We start from the raw sequence: 19,147 nt of genomic DNA, 5'->3' as shown, positions 1-19,147 counted from the left end.
GAGGCGTAAGGCTGTAAGCATACTTTATGGGTACAGACCCAAGGAAACCAATTAAAGCAAACAAAACTAACAAACGCTTCATACTAAAACCTCCAATTGTAATTTGTTACATATATTATACAATCTTGTTATTTTAATGCAATGATTTTTCTAATTAAATCGACTTTATAGTTTTAATTAAATTATAAGAATTGCTTATACAATCATTGAACCCAACACCATAAAAAGCATTGCCAAGAAAATATAAACCAGCATTTCTGGATTCAAACTCTTGTATTTGCTTTATGATTTCTTTGTGATTTAATAAGTATTGAGGTATTGCAGATGTGTATTTTATTATTTTGTAATATTCAAAAGGAGCGAAAATTTTTGCACTGCGTTGCAGTTCGGCTAAGGCAATTTGTAAAATCTCAAAATTACTTTTTTGTACAACAGAAGGCCTCAGCGCACCGCCTAAAAACATTCTTACTAAAAACTTATCTTCTGAGCTTCTGTTTTCAAAAATGCTTGAATCAAAGAGTACACCAATGGTTTTGTTAATCTTGTTTAAATCAAATAAATATCCATAAGAATCAACTACTTTGTTTGCAAATTTTTTACTAAAAGCTAAAGCAACAAGTACAATTGGCGAATAAGGGATGTTTACAAGAGATTTTGATAGCTTATTATCAAGATTTTGTATAATTTTTGCTACCTCAAATGATGGTGCAGTAAATACGACAATATCTGCTTCAAACCTGTCAATATTTGTATACACGACATACTTTGAGGCTTTTTCTATAGAAACAACATTTTGTTTATTTAAAACATTAACAGATTTAGCTATATGATCAGTAAAAGATTGCATACCTTCTTTAAAAGAATAAAGCTCTTTTGCAAATTGACCACTTGCTGAAGAGGTATTTGCTTTTTTTTGCTTCATCAAACTTACCAAACCTTTGATAAGTGAGCCGTATTTCAATTCAATTTCTTTTATACGCTTAAAATTCGAAGTTATGCTCATACTATAAGGGTCTGCTGCGTATATCCCAAGAGACATTGGACCAATCAATTTATCTAAAAATTCTTTGCCAAGGCGCCTTGTTACAAATTCTGCCACAGTTTCATCTTCTGGGTTTGGCTTTACAAATGGTTCTTTAAGCAAAGCAAGTTTTGATTTTGTGCTTAAAAAGTTATCTATCAATAATTTTTGTTGTTTTGTTGGTATTTCGTATAGCCTGCCATCATATATAAATTTTTTGTTTGATGATTGTTTGGCTTTTATGAGATTTTTTAAAAAGCCTGTTTGTTCAATAAATTTAATTGTAGTTTCATTGTATAAAAAGCCGTTTGGACCTGCTTCTATTAAAAGACCATTTTCTTGAATTGTCTGAATTTTACCGCCGTTTTGTGTTTCTTTTTCAAGGACGGTTACGTCAAAACCCTCTTTTTTAAGTAAATAAGCGCACGAAAGCCCAGAAATGCCAGCACCAATTACAATTGCTTTCATATATACCTCGATACTATACTTGATAAAACTTCTATAAAGTCGTCATCGTCATTAAAAGATTTAAACCTGAATAAATTAATATTCATTTTTTTTGCAAATTGAGCATACGTATAATCTATCTCATAAATTGTTTCCGTGTTGTCTGTAACAAAACTTACTGGTACAATAAGAACAGTTTTGTTTTTAAGGTTTTTAAGTGTGTCAGTCGTTGTAGGCTCAAGCCATTTAATGGGTCCTAGCTTTGATTGAAAAGATACATAATATTCTTTGAAATTGAGGTTTTTTGCCAAAAGATTACAAAAGATGTATGTGTCTTTTTCGTAAGAGTCTTTTTTAGCAAGTTTTAAAGGTAAACTGTGGTTAGAAAAAATTACCGCATCAGGTTGGATTTCATTTAATGTATCTTTAAGCTTTTGGATATAGAAATCTGTAAATTGAGCAAAACTACACAAAGGAGGAAGGATTTTTTTTGGTTTGATTTCAAATAGAATGCCGTAGAGCGTTTTCGAATAGATTGTATAGAGTGGAAGTAAAATTGTGCTTTTATCTTTGCAGTATGGTGTTGAGTAAGAAAAACAATAGTTTACTTTTACATTTAGGATTTTTTGAAGTTTATTTGCCTGGGATTTTGTTATCTCAAAAAGAGGCGAGGGTGCAAATTTTAATATTTTGCAACTAGAAAACGCTCTATTTAACATAAAAATTGCAAACATTTTTCGTATTGAAGTGTTTTGAATATTTGATATGTACGGATCATTAAACATGTTGTAAAGAAAACTAAAACATTCAGTTTTTTTTGAAATATAGCCTAAATTAGCAATTGTTATACTCATGTATGGTATCCACCAAAAATTTTAAGTTATCTTGTGGTGTTTGGGGAAGTACTCCGTGGCCTAAATTAAAAATATACAGTTTGTCTTTCATGTTATTGAGCAAGTCTATGGTATGTTTTTTTATTGTATTTTTATCTGTAAGCAATATTGTATTATCAAGGTTCCCCTGAAGGCACTTGTCTGTTTTTTGTGAAATTTGGTTAATGTCTACTTTCCAGTCAAAACTGTATGCATTTGCAGGCAACTCCAAAATATAATCAACCAAGTGATTTGCAGAATGAGCAAAGTATATAGAAGGTTTTTGAAGCGTTTTTAGTATTTTTAAATTATACTCAAAGACATATTCTTTATAAATTTTTGGTGCCAAAATACCCGCCCAACTATCAAATAACTGAAAGCAATCACAACCGCTTTGAAGCTGAGCTTTTAAATAATCAATTGTGAGGTTTGTTAGAGTTTCCATGATACTTTTAAATTTTTCTGTTTCTTGATATGCAAAAGCTTTAGGCGAATAAAATTTTGCATCGTTAAAAAGATAGCAATATAATGTAAAAGGAGCGGCCGCAAAACCTATTAGTGGTTTTTTTGTTAACGTTTTTATTAGTTTTATGCCTTCAAATACAAAGTTTAATTTATTTGACAAGCCTTTATAGGATAATTTATTTATATCAATATCAACAACAGGCGATGTACCTTCATGATAAAAAATTTTAGCATTCAAAGCCAAAAGTGGAATCAGGATATCAGAAAACAATATTGCAGCATCAACATTTAGTGTCTCAACAGGAAGCAGTGTGGTTTTTGCTATAAGCTCAGGTGTTGTACACATTTGTAAAAAAGAGTAATACCTTCTTAAATCTCGATATTCTTTTAGCGCTCTACCTGCTTGTCTCATTAGCCAAACAGGTGTGTATTGACCTTTTATGCCATTTAATCTATCTAAAAAAACCATGTTTTATGCCTTTGCTTCGTGCCAGTTTTTGCCAATACCTATATTTACTTTTAGTGGCACTTCAAATTTAACAGCTTTTTCCATAGATTCTTTTACGATTTGTTTTACTCTTTCAATTTGACTATCTTTGCATTCAATTATTAGCTCATCGTGAATTTGTAAAACAATCTTAGCGTCTAAATTTTCAAGCGCTTTATCTAATTTAACCATGGCAATTTTTATAATATCAGCGGCTGTGCCTTGAATTTTTGCATTTACTGCAGCCCGTTTTTCAAATTCAGCTAATTTTTTGTTTGGGCTATTTATATTTTTAAAATAGCGTCTCCTGTTAAAATATGTTTGAGTATAACCAATATCTTGCGCCTCTTTTAACGTCTCTTCTAGAAACTCTTTTGCTTTTGAGAATCTTTCAAAATAGCGCTGGATATACTCACTTGCTTTTTGGGGTGATATTGAAAGGGTTTTAGCTAAACTTTGAGCGCCCATTCCGTAGATAATACCAAAGTTTATGGTTTTTGCAACCCTTCTTGTGTGTGAATCTATCATTTCTGGCAAAATATTGAATATTTCAGCTGCAGTTTGAGTATGAACATCTAGATCTTCTTTAAATATACTCATAAGAATTTTATCTTTTGATAATTCAGCTAAGACTCTAAGCTCAATTTGTGAGTAATCTGCACATATCAAATTATGTGCATCTTTTGCAATTATTGTTTCTCTGATGTTAAAGAATGGATTATCAATGGGTAAATTTTGCATATTTGGGTTTGAAGAAGAAAGTCGGCCCGTCAAAGTTAAAGTCTGATTAAATGAAGTATGTATGCGATTATTTTTATCTGCATTATTTATTAATGGTTCTATATAAGTAGATAGAAGTTTTGTTAGTATTCTATAGTCAATAATGAGTTTTGCAACAGGATGGTTTAAGCGTTCTAATGTGTCAGAGTCTGTTGAGAAGCCAGTTTTAGTTTTTTTTGTTGGCTTTAGAGACAATTTTTCATAAAGTGCCACTTGTAAATCCTTTGGTGAATTTATATTGCATGGACCTATAAGATTTTCTATTTCAGTGCGTTTTTCTTGTATTAAATCATGTATTTGTACTTTATAGTGCTTTAATTTTTCAATACTTATGCCTATGCCTTCTTTTTCCATTTTCTTTAAAATTTTTGAAAGTGGCAATTCTACTTCAAACAGCAAAAATTCTAAATTGAGTTTTTTTATTAGATCTAAAAAAATAGGTTTAATAAAAGAAATTTTCTCATTTTCTTCTAGATCGACAACTTTACTATATAAATTTTTATCAATAAACAAAGCACATTTTTCGATATTTCCAGCACTTTCTGGTTGTATTAAATATGCGGCAAGCTTAATAAGAGCACTATCTTGTGTTTCAATATTTGATTTTGAATTTTCGAACAAAAGAGTTTGTTTATCGCTTTTTGAGTTATTTTGTTTTAATTCCAATTTCCCCATTAGACTTTTAAAGTTGTATTTTTCAAATAGTTTTTTGAGTTTTTCAATATTTGAATCGTTTTTTTTGATTGATTCAATCGAAAAATCAAGATTTATATTTTTGTCCAATGTTGTCAAAGACTTGTATAATCTCAACTTCTTTTCATCTAAATTATTTTTAATTTTTTGTGGTAATTTGTTTTTGTTTTGTATAATATTTTCAATATTGTTATATTCTTTTAATAATTTAATTGCAGTTTTTTGACCTATGGCAGGCATACCTGGTATACCATCCGAAGCGTCTCCAGCCAAAGCCAAAAAGTCACTTATCTGATCTGGTGCAATCTCAAATTTCTCTATTGTTTTCTGGTGATTGTAAGTTTCATTTTTTAATGGATCATAAAGAGTTACATTATTATTTATTAGTTGGAACAAGTCTTTGTCTTGTGTTACAATTACAATTTGGTAGTCTTTTTTAAATTTTTCAGTCAATGTAGCAATTATATCATCGGCTTCATAACCTGCGACTTGTAAGTGCTTTACACCGAATGCACTGATTATTTCTTTTGTAGGTTCAATTTGTAAGACTAAATCATCTGGCATTGGCGGACGTTGTTTTTTGTAATCGTCAAAAAGTTCTTTTCTAAATGTTTTTTCTTTTGAATCAAAGCAAATTAAAATATATATAGTTTCTTTGAGCGATAAAAGTAATCTTGAAAATCCAAATATTACACTTGTAGGAAAACCGTTATTTGACAAATTTTTTATCGCATAAAAGAATCTGTATAAAAATGAACTACCATCTACTAAGAATATCTTATCTTTCATAAATATTTGACAAATAAAACAAATTCTAACATAATAAAATCTAATGGGCGATTAGCTCAGTGGAAGAGCGCTTGCTTCACACGCAAGAGGTCACAGGTTCGATACCTGTATCGCCCACCATTCTTTTAATTTTTCTTCAAAGCAATCCTCAAAAATAACTCGTCAAGTTGTTTCTGATCTACTTCGTTTGGTGCTATTGTTAGAGGACAAACACCTTTTTGTGTTTTAGGAAAAGCAATAACTTCTCTGATAGATTCTTCTTTTAAGATTAACGTTACGAGCCTATCAAACCCAATAGCAAGTCCGCCGTGTGGTGGTGCTCCATATTTTAGCGCATCAATTAAAAAGCCAAATTTAAGTTTCGCTAAATCTGGTGGTATGTTTAGTACTTTAAACATCTTTTCTTGGAGATCACTTCTGTGAATCCTTATGCTTCCTCCGCCAATTTCTGTCCCATTTAATGTAATATCATAAGCTCTTGCTTTAACGCGTTCTGGGTGTTCTTCTAAAAATTCTATATCTTCAATTTTAGGTGAAGTAAAAGGGTGATGCATGGCATCCCATCTTTTTTCTTCTTCGTTGTATTCAAACAATGGAAAATCAACAACCCATGTGAAATTGAACTCATCTTTGTCTGCTAAGTTAAGCCTTTTTGCAAGCTCAACCCTTAAAGCGCCAAGTGCGCTATAGACAATTTCTTTTTTATCAGCAACAAAAAATAAAATATCTCCAGGTTTTGCTTCTAATCTTTTTATTATCTCATCCATGTGTTCTTTTTTGAAAAATTTTACAATAGGTGATTGAAGTTCATTTTCTCTTATTTTTATCCATGCAAGGCCTTTTGCTTTAAACACGCTTGCAAGCTTTGTCAATTCATCAATTTCTTTTCTTGAAAACCACTCGCAACCTTTGGCATTAATAGCACATACTATGCCTTTTTGGGCAGCTGCGCTAAATACTTGAAAATCACAAACGCGTGCAATATCTGTAATGTCTTTAAGCTCAAGAGAATACCTTAAGTCTGGTTTATCAGAACCGTAGCGACTCATAGCTTCATCGTATGAGATACGCTTAAATGGTATTTTAAGCTCAAGGCCTAAAGTTTCTTTAAATATTGAATAAATAATTCCTTCAGTTATTTGCATAACATCTTCTTCATCAACAAAACTCATCTCAAGATCAATTTGTGTAAACTCAGGCTGTCTGTCTGCTCTTAGGTCTTCGTCTCTGAAGCATTTTGTAATCTGGTAATATCTATCAAAACCTGAAACCATAAGCAGCTGTTTAAAAAGTTGTGGAGATTGTGGAAGTGCATAAAATTTACCAGGATCCAGTCTACTTGGGACAAGAAAATCTCTTGCGCCTTCAGGAGTGCTTTTTGTTAGCATAGGTGTTTCTATATCAATAAAACCTTGAGAGTCCAAATACTTTCTAGCAGCAAATGCCGCTTTATACCGTGTAATTAGATTGTTCTGCATCGTAGGTTTTCTTAAGTCAAGATAACGGTATTTAAGACGTGTTTCCTCGCTTGTGTTTACATACTCTTCGACGGGTAGGGGCGGCACTTCACTTATTGACAAAATGTTTAAATTTTTAGCTAAGACTTCTACCTTGCCTGTTTTAAGGTTTTGATTTTGTGTACCTTCTGGCCTAAGTCTTACTATGCCATTTATTTTGATACAATACTGACTTCTTAATGCATGCGCTTTTTCGTGTAATTCTATATTTTCTTTAGGATCAAAAACAATTTGTACTATACCTTCTCTATCTTTCAAGTCGATAAAAACTACACCGCCGTGGTCACGCCAATTTTGAACCCACCCGTAGAGATTAATTTCTTTGCTTAATAATTTTTCATCTACATTCCCACAATAAACAGTTCTATTAAGTGACATAAAAAACTCCTTTTAAAATATTTTCTAGTTGTTCTACTCCAATTGTTTGCTGATTTGAACTTTTCATATTTCTTACTATACATGTGTTGCTTTTTTGCTCGTTTTCTCCTATGATTATTGAAACACTGGTATTTAACTTATCAGCTTTTTTTAACATACTTTTTAAACTTTTACTGCTATACTCACAATATACACTGTATGGGAAGTTTTTTAAAATTTGCAGTATCTGTAATGCGTAAAATGTTACGCTCAAATTTGCAATGTATATATCAATATTATTTTGGACTTTTGTATCCATCATGTCTATAAGGCGTTCCTCCCCAAGTGCAAATCCAACACCACAAATATTACCGCCTCCTAAGTCAGATATTAAATTATCATATCTACCGCCTGCAGAAAGGGTAATTGTGTTTGTAAATTCGAATACAAAACTCGTATAATAGTCAAGACCTCTAACAAGCATATCATTTTCTATGTATTCTATATTTAAAGCTTTTAGATATTCTTTTGTACTATTGTAGTGTTCTTGACAATTTTTGCATACATAATCTTTCAATTTAGGTGCCCCTTTGACTACAATTTTACACTTTTCATTTTTGCAATCAAGAATTCTTAATGGGTTTTTATATAACCTTTTTTGACAATCAGTACACAGAGAATCTTTATAATTTTCAAAATAATCAATTAAAACTTTGGTATAGGCTGGTCTACAGACAGGGCATCCTATATTGTTTATCTCTAAGTTTGCTTTGATGTTTAACCTTTCAAACAATAATTTATTAATAAAAATAATTTCTGCGTCTATGGCGGGATTTTTTATACCAAAACATTCTGCACCGATTTGATGAAATTGTCTAAAGCGCCCTTTTTGGGGTCTTTCATAGCGAAACATTGGTCCTATATAATAAAGTTTATTAAAAACAGATGTTTCAAGTTTATTTTCAATAAAGGCCCTTGCAATGCCCGCCGTACCTTCTGGTCTAAGTGTAACTGATTCACCCGATTTATCTAAAAATGTATACATTTCTTTTTCAACAATGTCTGTAGCATCACCAACACCTCTTTCGAAAGTTAAAGTTTTTTCTAATATTGGCGTTCTAATTTCTTTGTATCCAAAAGATTTAAATATACTTTTGGCAGTTTCTTCTAGCAATTGCCATTTTTCTATATTTTCAGGCAGTATATCCCTAAATCCTTTCAAGTGTTTACCTCCTTGCTTTTATTGCAAAAACAATTATTGCAATTGGAAACAATATTAAGTTTGGAAGCCAGATAGCATAATATATGTTATTGCTTGAATATAAGCTTTTGCCAAAAGTTTCAAGAACATAAAAAACTACAAAAGAGAACATGCTAAAAATTATACCAAAAGTTTTGCCAGACCTATAAAAACTAAGAGCAGAAACAAAACCAATCAGAGATAAAATAAAAACGCTAGTTGAGAGTACAAACATTTGATGTAGCTCAAATAATGCATCTGTGCTTTGTGGATGAGTTTTAATATAATATATGAGTTTATTGATTGGCATAAAGCCAGGATTATTGGCAAAGTTATAAGTAAGGTCAGAAAATTTTATAACCACTGTATAAATTTTAAAATAAGCATTATTTATACTATTTTTGTTTTTATAAAATATATTTCCATCAAAGCACTTTAGTGCAAATCCATCTTGCGTATCTATAAACTCAACTCTTCTTGCTTTAATAATTTTGTTTTCTATATCTACAAGTACATCGTAAGCTTTATTATGGTTGCTTGAGAGTGTATTTGCGTATATTGTAAAGTTCTTTGTTTTGAAAAAAGTATTTTCTGTTAAACCTGCCTGTACATTATTTTTTGCTAATCTGTAGAGTTTGTTTCTATAAGAAGCATTTGCTATAGGCGATAAGTAGCCTACAATAAAAAACAAAATCAAAAAAACTATTAATGTAAAAAAAAGAGCGCTTTTATAAATTCTAAACGTGGAAAGCCCCATAGTTTTTGCGATATCAATTTCTAAGTTTTTAGACATCTGCGTATACGTAAGGTTAATTGAAAGCATTAAACTCATAGGTATTGTAAAAATTGCCAAAAATAATGCCATGTAAGCAAGAATAGTAAGCATATCAAATAAGCTTGTGCCTGCAGAAAAAAGCACATCTGAAAACTTAACCATATCACCTATTAACATTACAACTGTTATAATTATTAGACTAACGAAAAAAACTTTTGTAAGATTAATAAGTATATATTTATCGAAAAGCTTTAGACCAAACAGCTAAAAGCCCTCCCTGGTAGTGTTTTAAGTTTAAATTTTCTAATCGTCAGATTTTTTTTATCGATTTTTGAAAAATACTCATTCATTGTTAAAAAAACTGTATGTTCTTTGATGATGTTTAATAGTTTAATAAAAGTATCCATAAAAGGGCCGCCTTCAATTTCAGCGTGAATGGGCAACACGCCCATACTTTTTTTATCTAACATTTTAACCACTGAATCTATAAAGTCTTTCGGATTTTCTTCAAGACAAGGAAGATCTGAAGGTATTTCGATCAATCGTGTGATTTGTTCTATAAAGGCTTTGTCTGCCCTTGAAATACTCAAAAACTTTATGAAATTTAGGTTTTTAATGTAATTTAAAGCTGTATCAGAACACACCCAACCTGGAGCCCCAAATGATTTAGGATAAGCTTTATAAATACTAAAGTAAGTACTAATACCTTTTTCAAACCACTCTTTTATTTGCTTTTGACTCATCTTGTAGATATGATCTTGCCAGAATCTGTGATCAAATGCATGAAATTCAACCTCGTGCCCACTTTTAGAAATTTTAAGAAGATTTTCTTTCAATATTGCTATTATTGGTGCTTTTAGAATTGTACCGTAAAGTGCAGTTTTTAGGCCATATGAGCTTGCTGCTTTGGTTTTAAGCATTTTTTTGACAAAACTTGGATTTAGAAGATTTATAATGGCTTTACCTGAATTGTCTGGCCCTAGTGTTACGTAAAATGTAGCTTTTATGTTATATTTGTCAAAAATCTTAATAAGTTTTGGAACACCTTCTTTTAAGCCATTAAATGTATCTACGTCTACTTTAATGCATATATTATTCATACTCATTTATAAATGCATCAATTGCTAACCCAAGAGCCTCATCTAAAGCTACTTTTGGTTGCCAATTAAGCAATTTTTTGGCTTTTTCAATTGAGGGTTTACGATTGTAGATGTCTTGGTAGGATTCACCATAAAATTCTTTTGAACCAATTTCTATAATCTGAGAAAACTCTTTATCGTTTTTGTGTTTTTCATGTTGCGAGAAAATTTCTTTCATTTTATAAGCCAGGTCTTTTATTGATATGTTGTTGCTTGGGTTTCCAATGTTAATAATTTGTTTGTCGCAGATGTTGTTTTCATTTTTTAAAATTTTAACTAATGCAGATATGCCATCACTAATATATGTAAAACTACGCATTTGTTTTCCACCATCTACTAAATAAATAGGTTTTTTAAATAGCAGGGAGGCTATGAATTGTGTTACTACCCTTGAAGAGCCCTCTTTGGCTATTTCAATTGAATCAAGTTTTGGTCCAATCCAGTTAAATGGTCTAAAAAGAGTAAAAGGTAGATTTTCATGATTTCCATAAGCCCAAATAACTCTGTCCAATAATTGTTTTGATCCAGAATAAATCCAGCGTTCTTTGTTTATTGGTCCTGTGCATAGAGGACTTTTGTCTTCATCAAACTCAGGATCTGGGCTTATGCCGTATACTTCTGATGTTGATGGGAAAATAATACGTTTTTTATACTTTGCGCACTTTTTTATAATATCTAAGTTGGCTTCAAAATCCAGATGGAATACCCTTAAAGGATCTTCAACATATATTTTTGGTGTTGCTATAGCAACGAGTGGCATTACACAATCGCATTTTTTTATATGATACTCAATCCACTCTTTGTTTATTTCAATATCGCCTTCGACAAAATGAAGTTTTGAGTTTTCAAGTTCTTTTATACGGTTGTCATCTATATCCATGCCATAAATTTCCCAATCGGTTGTTTCTAGTATCTCTTTAGTTAAGTGGTAACCAATAAAACCATTTACGCCCAAAATAAGTATTTTCACAAGTAGCCCCCTTTTAATATATTAGAAATTTCTTGTTCTTTATATGTTTTACCATCGTATTCAACTTCTTTTAATTCCAACGAGCCTTCTTTCGCTCCAATGTAAACTTTATTGTCTATTTTGATAATTTGTTTTGGCTGTAATTGGATGCTAGAAGGTATTGCCCACCATATAATTAGTTCTTTACCTTTATAGTAGCTAAATGCACCAGGGTAGGGTTTTGTAACAGCTCTTACTAAGTTGTATATTTCTATAGAAGTTTTATTAAAATCAATTAGACCATCTTGCTTAGTTCTTCTACCAAAATAACTTGCTTTTGACTCATCTTGTTTTACTGGCTTTACTGTATTGTTTTTAATATGTGGCAAAGTTTCATCCAAAAGTATAAAGGCTAATTTTTCCAGTTTTTCATAAAGTGTTTTTGCTGTATCATAAAAGTCTATATCTACGCACTTTTGAGCAATAATATCGCCAGCATCAGGTTTTTTTACCATATAATGAAGCGTAACGCCTGTTTGTTTTTCACCATTTACCAAAACCCAATTAACAGGAGCTCTGCCACGATAAGCTGGAAGGCATGATCCATGCAGGTTTATAGCTTTGAATGGTGATATTTTTAGAATCTCTTCACAAATCAGGTTTCGATAGTAAAAAGAAAAAATAATATCAGGTTTATAGCTTGCAATTTTATCAATCCATTCTTTTGTATTTACATTTTCTGGCGTAAAATATTCTATATTATTTTTTTTGCACCAATCTTGAACACTTTCAAACCATATATTTTCATTTTTATCATTTTTGTGTGTAAAAACACATTTTATATCAAATCCATGTTTTTTGAGGGCTGAACAACCAATTACGCCCATATTATGATATGCAAAAACAACCGTTTTCATTGGTTTTCTTCTGTTGTTTTAATTTTTTTTAGTGAATTATCTTTTGATTCATATATATTTTCAATTACAAATACAGGTCTGTTTTTAACCTGTTTGTAAATTCTTCCTATGTATTCTCCAAGTATGCCAAATGCAAAAAATTGAGCTCCAATAAGAATAAAAAGGACACTGAAAAGTGAAAATACACCGCCTAAAGCCCACTCAACACCGTAAAATATCCTTCCAAGCGCCAATACAATGCCAAGCAAAATACCAAAAGCTGCAGTTAAGATACCACCATATAACAATATCTCAAGCGGTAGGTTTGAAAACGAAGTCATTAAATCAAACATTAAATTTACAAGCTTGATAAGTGAGTATTTCGATTTTCCAGCCTGTCTTTGACTGTGCTGTATTGGTATCTCAACAATATTTTTTGTATAGTACGTTGCAATAGCTGGTATAAATACAGTTTTTTCGTCATTATTTAGCATGCGTTCAACTATCTTTTTTCTGTAGCCTCTAAGCATACAACCCCAGTCATTTAAATCAACTTTTGTGATTTTTTTTGTTATGTAATTGTTTAGGTGAGAAGAAAATTTTCTAAAGATAGAATCTTTTCTTTGCTGTCTTATTGTTGCTATGACATCATAGCCTTCGTTAAATTTTTCAACAAGTTTTGGTATTTCTTCAGGTGGGTTTTGAAGATCGGCATCCATTGTGATTACTTTATCGCCTGAAACCACACTAAACCCTGCAAAAATTGCAGCATGTTGTCCATAGTTTCTTGCAAGTTCAACTACTTTTACATTTCCTTTTAGGTTTTTTAAAATATTTAGAGAATTATCTTTGCTGCCATCATCGACATATATGATTTCGTAATCCTCATTTAAAGAATTCAAAATATTTAACAATCTTTCATGTAAAGGTAAAATATTTTCTTCTTCATTGTAAACAGGTATAACAACAGATATCATTTTTTTACTCCAAAGAAAGCTTTTCTATTCACAAACAAAGCGGTATTTCCGACAATTACCGATAACCATAATGTGCAAATCCTGGCTAAAATAGTAGCAGGCAAGCTAATATATACAGGAATGCCTATATATACAAGCAAACCAAATAACGTTAAATCAGATACAATTAATCCCCCAGGCAGCATTGACAGACTGCCAACAAGCGTTGCAAAACCAAATATTACAGTTGTTTTTATAACATTTACATTATATCCAAAACCTTTTAAAATCAAACTAAGCGATACACCCTCGCTTGTCCAGGCAAGTATAGTAATTAAAATCACTTCACTAAAAAGTCCTATGGTAAAAAATGACACCATATCTTTTAAAACAACGTAATATTTCCTTATAGTGTATGGCAAAATTGTTCTAAGTTTTATAAATATTTGTTTAAATATCTTTGGATAAAAGATTATACTTACTGCAATTATGAGAGTTGCTCCCAAAATAGAAAATTTTTGCAAATAAAACATACCGACTAAAGATATCACAGAAAGTATCAAAAAATCAACATAAATTTCTGCAAATGTAGCAGATAAAGTTCTTTTAAAAGGTGTTTTTGTAAGGTTTTCTATAATGTAGTTTTTTATGGTATAGCCAAATTTAACTGGCGTAACACTCATTGCCAAACCGCATAGAAAGATTTTTAAATCTGTAAAAAAATTTACTTTAATGCTCAATTTTTTTATGTATAAGTGCCATCTAAAAAATTTTATGAAATCGTTTCCAAAACCAAAAATTGCCGCGCCAATCAAATATATTTTATCAAAATGCTCCAAAGATTGAACAGCTTTTTTAAAGTCTGAGAAAAAACCTATTGCTGAAATTATAAGAAACAGTATTACAAGCAATATAAAAAATTTTTTCAATTAATCTATTTGCCCCTTATTAGATATGATACTAAAGTATGGTTCTTTTAATAGTACATAGTAATGTCTATATGCAAATTTTGGTATTTCCTTTGTCTTGATAAGCAATATCACTCTTTTGTCTGAATCCCAAACTTTTTTGAATTGTTCAATGTTTGGAAACCATTTTTCTTGTTCTTTTGGTGATAGGTGACTACGACCAAATCCAAGCTCATTTACGCTGTCAATTTGTATTGTTCTTTTTTGTGTATAATAGTTGAAAGATTGTCTATAGAGTTTATACTGGCCCAAAAGATCTCCTCTTTTGTAGATTTTATCCACGAAAAGAGCAACAGGTTTTGTGGTTTTGTAGTAATTGGTATATTTTTTTGTGGGGATTATGGTAAGATTATAAAAAATTAGCGTTCCAATAAATAACCCCAAAAAAGTTCTATTTGCGTCTTTTGCTATAAATGGCCATATTGCAAGCACAATTAAAATAATGGCTGTAGGTGCAATCAGTAAAAACCATGTAATTTTGCTCATGTATACGTTTTGTACAAAGCAGAAAGCTATTAACGCTATAAAAAATATAATATAGAGACCTAAATTTATATATTTATCTTTTTTGTTTATGGTGTCAACTTTTGAAATAAGATTGCCAAAAATAATAGCAGCAGGGAAAAACAAAGGTGCCACATATGTTACAAGCTTGCTTTGAGACAAGCTGTAAAATACGAATATAAAGCCACTAAATGTCAACAAAAATATTAAATCATCCTTTTGAATCCCTTTAAATTTTGATATTTTGTACGCTTTTATCATACTAAAAATAAATAAGGTCCACGGCAAAAACCCAAAAATTACAACAGGTATAAATGTCCAGATAGGTTGTGTGTGTTCTAAAGGCTCTAGGTATCTCAAAAATTCTTGTTTTAAGAAGAAGTAATAGTAAAAATCACTTACCTGTTGCCCTGCCATATAAATCCATGGTAGACATAAAGCAAGAAGCAATATAATGCCTATTGGTGATATCAATCTGAAAAAGCTTTTAAATTGTTTTGCAAATATTGACCACAAGAAAAGTATTGCAAATGGGAAAATTATGCCAATGAGTGCTTTTGATAAAAACCCAAGTGCCATTCCTATATACATAAGATATACAAAATATTTTTTGTTAGTTTTTAAATATAAATAACCACTGTAGGTTGACATAGTTATAAAAAATGCATTTGTCGTATCTATGAGATTTAGCCTGCCTATTATAAAATAGTACATTGAGCTTGCTAAGATTAAAGAAGACCAAAATGCAGTTTTTTGATTTATGATTTTTTTTGCAAATTTGTAGTTTAAAAAAATTCCAATTAACGAAATTGTTACCGTCCAGAACCTTCCAGCAAAATCGTTAAATCCAAAAATTTTAAGTGCTAAAATATTCATCCAGTAATACAAAGGAGGTTTTTCTAAATATACCGTATAGTTTAGATAAGGTATAACATAATGTCTAAGCTGTATCATTTCACGCGGAATTTCTACATATCGCGCTTCATCTGGATCCATGTATGGCATATACCAAATTAGAGCAAAGTAGCATATAATTATAAATAAAGCATAAAAAATAAGTTTTTCTCTTTTTTCTTCCATACTTTAGCTCCTCAAAATATATTTATAACATTTTATTTGGATTTTGTATATCTCGTTTTTCATTGAATATTAAAAATTCATCAGAATTGGTTTCAAGTTCAATTCTTGGTAGCCTTTGAGTGAGCTTATGATCAAGTGTATTTACTCCATCTCTGGCATAATGCATGAAGTATATATGATTTCTTTGTACTTGAGTTAAGCAAAAAAATATAGCAAACAGCAAAACAAATAATTTCGAATTACTCATAACATATTAAACTAGCGACTTACATTGTTTTAAAAATTATAAAAACCTTAAATTTCGTTCATTTATTGAAAAAAAATAAAAAGTAACTATAATCCAAAAGATGGGGGTGTAAAATGAAAAAAATTGTATTTATTGCTTTGTTTTTATTTGCATTTAGTAGTGTAGCTAGCGCTCGTATTATATACAATTTGGGTTATGGTTTTGGCTTACTAAATTCTGGTAATGGTTTTAGCAAACTGGATAAAAAAAATTATGATTATTATAAAGCGAGTGTTGATTTCGAGCATTTTTACACTAAAAATTTTAGCGTTATAGCAGAGCCATTTGTTGCGTATGTAAATAGACCAACAGAAGGCGTGTCCTTTGGTGTGAGTGGTTTGTTGAGGTATTATTTTTTAAACGAAACGACATTCAGGACATTTGCTGATGGCGGTTTGGGTGTTTCATACAATACTTTGCAGTATCCAGGACAAGCCTCAAAATACTTATTTATGCCACAGGTAGGTTTAGGTATAGAATTTAATGTGGGCAAATCTACAAAAATGTTTATAGAGGATAGATTTATACATATGTCTTGTGCTTCTATAAAAGAACCAAACGGAGCTGTAAATTCGAATACAATAATGATTGGGATATCTTTTTAATTAATGGATGAATTTAAAGACTGGCATTGGCAAGTAAAACATTCTTTAAAAAATGTATCAAGTCTGGGTCTTGTAAGTACGAAAGATACACTTGTTACACCATATTTGCTTAGTTTGTTTCAAAGCAAAGCTATACTAAATCAATTTATTGAAACAAATGAAAAAGATGAAAAAGGTTTAAAAGACCCTTTGTATGAAAAAAAATTCACAAAAGCAAAGGGTTTGATTCACAGGTATCCTGATAGAGTATTAATTGTTTTAACAAATAAATGTTTTTCAAATTGCAGATTTTGTTTTAGAAAAAATAATTGGGATAATTATGAAGGTTTTAGTTTAAAGAAAGCTATTGAATATTTAAATAGCCAGACTCAAGTAAGAGAAGTGCTAATTAGCGGGGGAGACCCACTAACTTTTGAGGACAAAAGCTTAGCTAACCTTATTGAAAAAATTAGGTCAATTAAACATATAGAGTTAATAAGAATAGCCACACGCGCCTTGAGTGTTTTACCATATAGGATAAGTGATTCTTTGATTGAAGCTTTGAAGCCTTATAAGCCTATTTGGTTTTCAATCCATATAAATCACCCAGATGAGATAACGGATGATTTTATTGAAGCTTCAGGTAAAATTATTGATAGTGGTTTTCCGGTTGTTTCGCAAACCGTGCTATTGCGCGGGATAAACGATGATGCTTTTATACTTAAAGAATTGTTTTGTAAACTTGTTAGTCTGCGTATAAAACCGTATTATTTGTTTGGTTGCGATAGGGCGGTGGGCAATGAGCGCTTCAGAGTTAAAATAGAAGATGCGCTAAAAATTATAGGTCTTTTGAGAAATAATATTAGTGGTCTTTGTATGCCATTTTTTGCACTTGATGTTGATGATGGAGGTAAAATTATTTTAGAACCAAACCGTATAATTTCAAAAAAAGATAATATTTATACATTTAAAAACTTTGAAGGTAGGCAATTATATTATGAAGATACCAAGTATTGATGAAATTATTAAAAAAATAAAAAAACAAACAAACCCTGAAAGATTAGGTATGATATTAATCCATAATGGTATTGTAAGAAAAACTTCAAAGGATGGCTCAAAAATTGTAAAAGAGATGGTTATTAGTTACGATAAAGAACTTTTGGATAAAAAAGTTAATGAATTAAAAACTTTACCTGGCATAGAGCATGTTTATGCATTTATAAATGAAGGAAAACTTAATGTTGGCGATGATATTATGCTGGTTGTAGTTGCTGGTGATAGAAGAAGCAATATTTTAAAGCCCTTTGAAGATTTTATTAAATATATAAAGCAAAATATAGTTAAAGAGCAAGAAATATGAATGAAATAGTTAAAAGAGTTATTGAACACTACAAAGAACCAAAGTTAGAGCTTGAATACTCAAATCCGTTTGAATTACTTATAGCTTTGATTTTATCCGCAAGATGCCTTGATAAAACAACAAATAAGATTACAAAGGAGTTTTTTAAGCGATTTAAAACCCCTTGTGATATAGCCAATTCAAGCCCAGATGAGGTTAACATGCTAATATCCTCATGCAGCATGCACAATTCTAAGGCAAAAAGTATTTTTGAATTGTCAAAAATTTTATGTGATAAGTTTGATAATAAAGTTACAGATGATTTTGATGAGTTAATTAAATTGCCTGGTGTTGGCGAAAAAACAGCTAATATTTTACTTGCATTTGGTTTTTCAAAGCCCACAATAGGTGTAGATACGCATGTGGCGCGTGTTTGCAAACGGCTTGGAATTTCAAAAACCACTGACCCAAAAGAAGTTGAGGAATCGATTAAATCTATTTGCGAAAAGCAATACTGGGTAGCGTTTTTTTCTGGTTTGATATTGCATGGTAGGTATATTTGCACAGCAAAAAAAGCCCATTGTGATAATTGTTTTTTAAGTGATTTGTGTGCCAGAAACATTTAGGTTTTAACTACTGTTTTGATGACAGTTATTGCAAAATTTGCAAAGGTTACTGTTGCAAGGGCGAGGGCTATGTGTTTTTAGAGCAAAGCGATATAGAATCTATTGCTATTTATTTAAATTTAGAAATTGAGCAATTTATTCAGACCTATACAAGGAAATTCTATGATAAAATTGTACTTGCAAATGTAAAAATTAATGGAGAGTATGCGTGTTGTTTTTTGAATGATGGTTTGTGTGAAATCTATTTCGCAAGGCCTTTACAGTGTAGAACATTTCCTTTTTGGGAGAGTATGAAAAATTTAAGTTTAACAGAATTAAATGAAATTTGTCCCGCGATTAAGAAAAAAAGCGATTGACTTTTTTAAAAAATTCTTATA

General features: G+C 30.8%; 19 protein-coding genes and 1 tRNA gene. 6 read left to right on the top strand and 14 right to left on the bottom strand.

Going from position 1 to position 19,147, the window contains the following annotated elements; genetic code table 11:
* Window positions 1–154 precede the first annotated feature (154 nt).
* Genes hemG through ACP5FO_RS02950 form a run of 4 tightly spaced genes read right to left on the bottom strand, consistent with a single transcriptional unit; the run spans window position 155 to window position 5,554 of the window.
* Window positions 155–1,489 carry a protoporphyrinogen oxidase gene (hemG, locus tag ACP5FO_RS02965; RefSeq protein WP_428156998.1) on the bottom strand — a complete coding sequence of 445 codons (1,335 nt, stop codon included), beginning with the start codon at window positions 1,487–1,489 and terminating at the stop codon, window positions 155–157.
* A complete protein-coding gene (locus tag ACP5FO_RS02960; protein ID WP_428106297.1) occupies window positions 1,486–2,322 on the bottom strand; it encodes a ferrochelatase in 837 nt (278 codons plus the stop codon). The genes hemG and ACP5FO_RS02960 overlap by 4 nt, the downstream gene beginning before the upstream one ends.
* Complete coding sequence (gene hemE, locus ACP5FO_RS02955; RefSeq protein WP_428106294.1) at window positions 2,303–3,274, bottom strand: uroporphyrinogen decarboxylase; 972 nt, start codon at window positions 3,272–3,274, stop codon at window positions 2,303–2,305. The genes ACP5FO_RS02960 and hemE overlap by 20 nt, the downstream gene beginning before the upstream one ends.
* A 3-nt stretch (window positions 3,275–3,277) precedes the next feature.
* Window positions 3,278–5,554, bottom strand: a complete 2,277-nt coding sequence (locus ACP5FO_RS02950; RefSeq protein WP_428156997.1) for a DNA polymerase — start codon at window positions 5,552–5,554, stop codon at window positions 3,278–3,280.
* 45 nt (window positions 5,555–5,599) lie between these two features.
* On the opposite strand from ACP5FO_RS02950, the gene ACP5FO_RS02945 reads away from it, so the two are divergent.
* Window positions 5,600–5,674, top strand: a tRNA-Val gene (locus tag ACP5FO_RS02945).
* 5 nt (window positions 5,675–5,679) lie between these two features.
* On the opposite strand, the gene aspS is transcribed toward ACP5FO_RS02945, so the two are convergent.
* Genes aspS through ACP5FO_RS02895 form a run of 10 tightly spaced genes read right to left on the bottom strand, consistent with a single transcriptional unit; the run spans window position 5,680 to window position 16,182 of the window.
* Window positions 5,680–7,449 (bottom strand): aspartate--tRNA ligase, encoded by a 1,770-nt coding sequence (gene aspS / locus ACP5FO_RS02940; RefSeq protein ID WP_428156996.1) that lies wholly within the window; start codon window positions 7,447–7,449, stop codon window positions 5,680–5,682.
* The gene (gene hisS / locus ACP5FO_RS02935; RefSeq protein ID WP_428156995.1) at window positions 7,439–8,650 is read right to left on the bottom strand and encodes a histidine--tRNA ligase; all 1,212 of its coding nucleotides are present in this window, start codon (window positions 8,648–8,650) and stop codon (window positions 7,439–7,441) included. The genes aspS and hisS overlap by 11 nt, the downstream gene beginning before the upstream one ends.
* Window positions 8,651–8,654: 4 nt before the next feature.
* On the bottom strand, window positions 8,655–9,671 hold the full coding sequence (locus tag ACP5FO_RS02930) for an LptF/LptG family permease (RefSeq protein ID WP_428106556.1): 1,017 nt from the start codon (window positions 9,669–9,671) through the stop codon (window positions 8,655–8,657).
* 23 nt (window positions 9,672–9,694) lie between these two features.
* Window positions 9,695–10,543, bottom strand: coding sequence for a polysaccharide deacetylase family protein (locus tag ACP5FO_RS02925; RefSeq protein ID WP_428106283.1), 849 nt, complete (start codon window positions 10,541–10,543; stop codon window positions 9,695–9,697).
* A complete protein-coding gene (locus ACP5FO_RS02920) occupies window positions 10,536–11,552 on the bottom strand; it encodes a bifunctional UDP-4-keto-pentose/UDP-xylose synthase (protein WP_428106280.1) in 1,017 nt (338 codons plus the stop codon). Before ACP5FO_RS02920 ends, ACP5FO_RS02925 begins: the two co-directional genes overlap by 8 nt.
* Window positions 11,549–12,448, bottom strand: coding sequence for a formyltransferase (locus ACP5FO_RS02915; protein WP_428106277.1), 900 nt, complete (start codon window positions 12,446–12,448; stop codon window positions 11,549–11,551). Before ACP5FO_RS02915 ends, ACP5FO_RS02920 begins: the two co-directional genes overlap by 4 nt.
* Complete coding sequence (locus ACP5FO_RS02910) at window positions 12,445–13,404, bottom strand: glycosyltransferase (protein ID WP_428106274.1); 960 nt, start codon at window positions 13,402–13,404, stop codon at window positions 12,445–12,447. The genes ACP5FO_RS02915 and ACP5FO_RS02910 overlap by 4 nt, the downstream gene beginning before the upstream one ends.
* Window positions 13,401–14,312: a lysylphosphatidylglycerol synthase transmembrane domain-containing protein gene (locus ACP5FO_RS02905; RefSeq protein ID WP_428156994.1), complete on the bottom strand. Its 912-nt coding sequence runs from the start codon at window positions 14,310–14,312 to the stop codon at window positions 13,401–13,403. Before ACP5FO_RS02905 ends, ACP5FO_RS02910 begins: the two co-directional genes overlap by 4 nt.
* On the bottom strand, window positions 14,313–15,935 hold the full coding sequence (locus tag ACP5FO_RS02900) for a glycosyltransferase family 39 protein (protein WP_428106268.1): 1,623 nt from the start codon (window positions 15,933–15,935) through the stop codon (window positions 14,313–14,315).
* Window positions 15,936–15,957: 22 nt separating this feature from the next.
* Window positions 15,958–16,182, bottom strand: coding sequence for a hypothetical protein (locus tag ACP5FO_RS02895; RefSeq protein ID WP_143338636.1), 225 nt, complete (start codon window positions 16,180–16,182; stop codon window positions 15,958–15,960).
* 113 nt (window positions 16,183–16,295) lie between these two features.
* On the opposite strand from ACP5FO_RS02895, the gene ACP5FO_RS02890 reads away from it, so the two are divergent.
* Genes ACP5FO_RS02890 through ACP5FO_RS02870 form a run of 5 tightly spaced genes read left to right on the top strand, consistent with a single transcriptional unit; the run spans window position 16,296 to window position 19,126 of the window.
* Window positions 16,296–16,826: an acyloxyacyl hydrolase gene (locus tag ACP5FO_RS02890; protein ID WP_428156993.1), complete on the top strand. Its 531-nt coding sequence runs from the start codon at window positions 16,296–16,298 to the stop codon at window positions 16,824–16,826.
* 3 nt (window positions 16,827–16,829) lie between these two features.
* Window positions 16,830–17,822 (top strand): KamA family radical SAM protein, encoded by a 993-nt coding sequence (locus ACP5FO_RS02885; protein WP_428156992.1) that lies wholly within the window; start codon window positions 16,830–16,832, stop codon window positions 17,820–17,822.
* A complete protein-coding gene (locus ACP5FO_RS02880) occupies window positions 17,803–18,165 on the top strand; it encodes a molybdenum cofactor biosynthesis protein MoaE (RefSeq protein ID WP_428156991.1) in 363 nt (120 codons plus the stop codon). The genes ACP5FO_RS02885 and ACP5FO_RS02880 overlap by 20 nt, the downstream gene beginning before the upstream one ends.
* Entirely contained in the window at window positions 18,162–18,770 is a 609-nt protein-coding gene (gene nth, locus ACP5FO_RS02875; protein ID WP_092127292.1) for an endonuclease III, read from the top strand. The genes ACP5FO_RS02880 and nth overlap by 4 nt, the downstream gene beginning before the upstream one ends.
* A complete protein-coding gene (locus tag ACP5FO_RS02870) occupies window positions 18,752–19,126 on the top strand; it encodes a YkgJ family cysteine cluster protein (RefSeq protein WP_428106251.1) in 375 nt (124 codons plus the stop codon). Before nth ends, ACP5FO_RS02870 begins: the two co-directional genes overlap by 19 nt.
* Window positions 19,127–19,147 lie beyond the last annotated feature (21 nt).

It is taken from the genome of Desulfurella sp. (assembly GCF_049977265.1).
In the GTDB taxonomy this organism is placed as follows: Bacteria; Campylobacterota_A; Desulfurellia; order Desulfurellales; family Desulfurellaceae; genus Desulfurella.
This window is presented reverse-complemented; position numbering and strand designations above follow the sequence as displayed.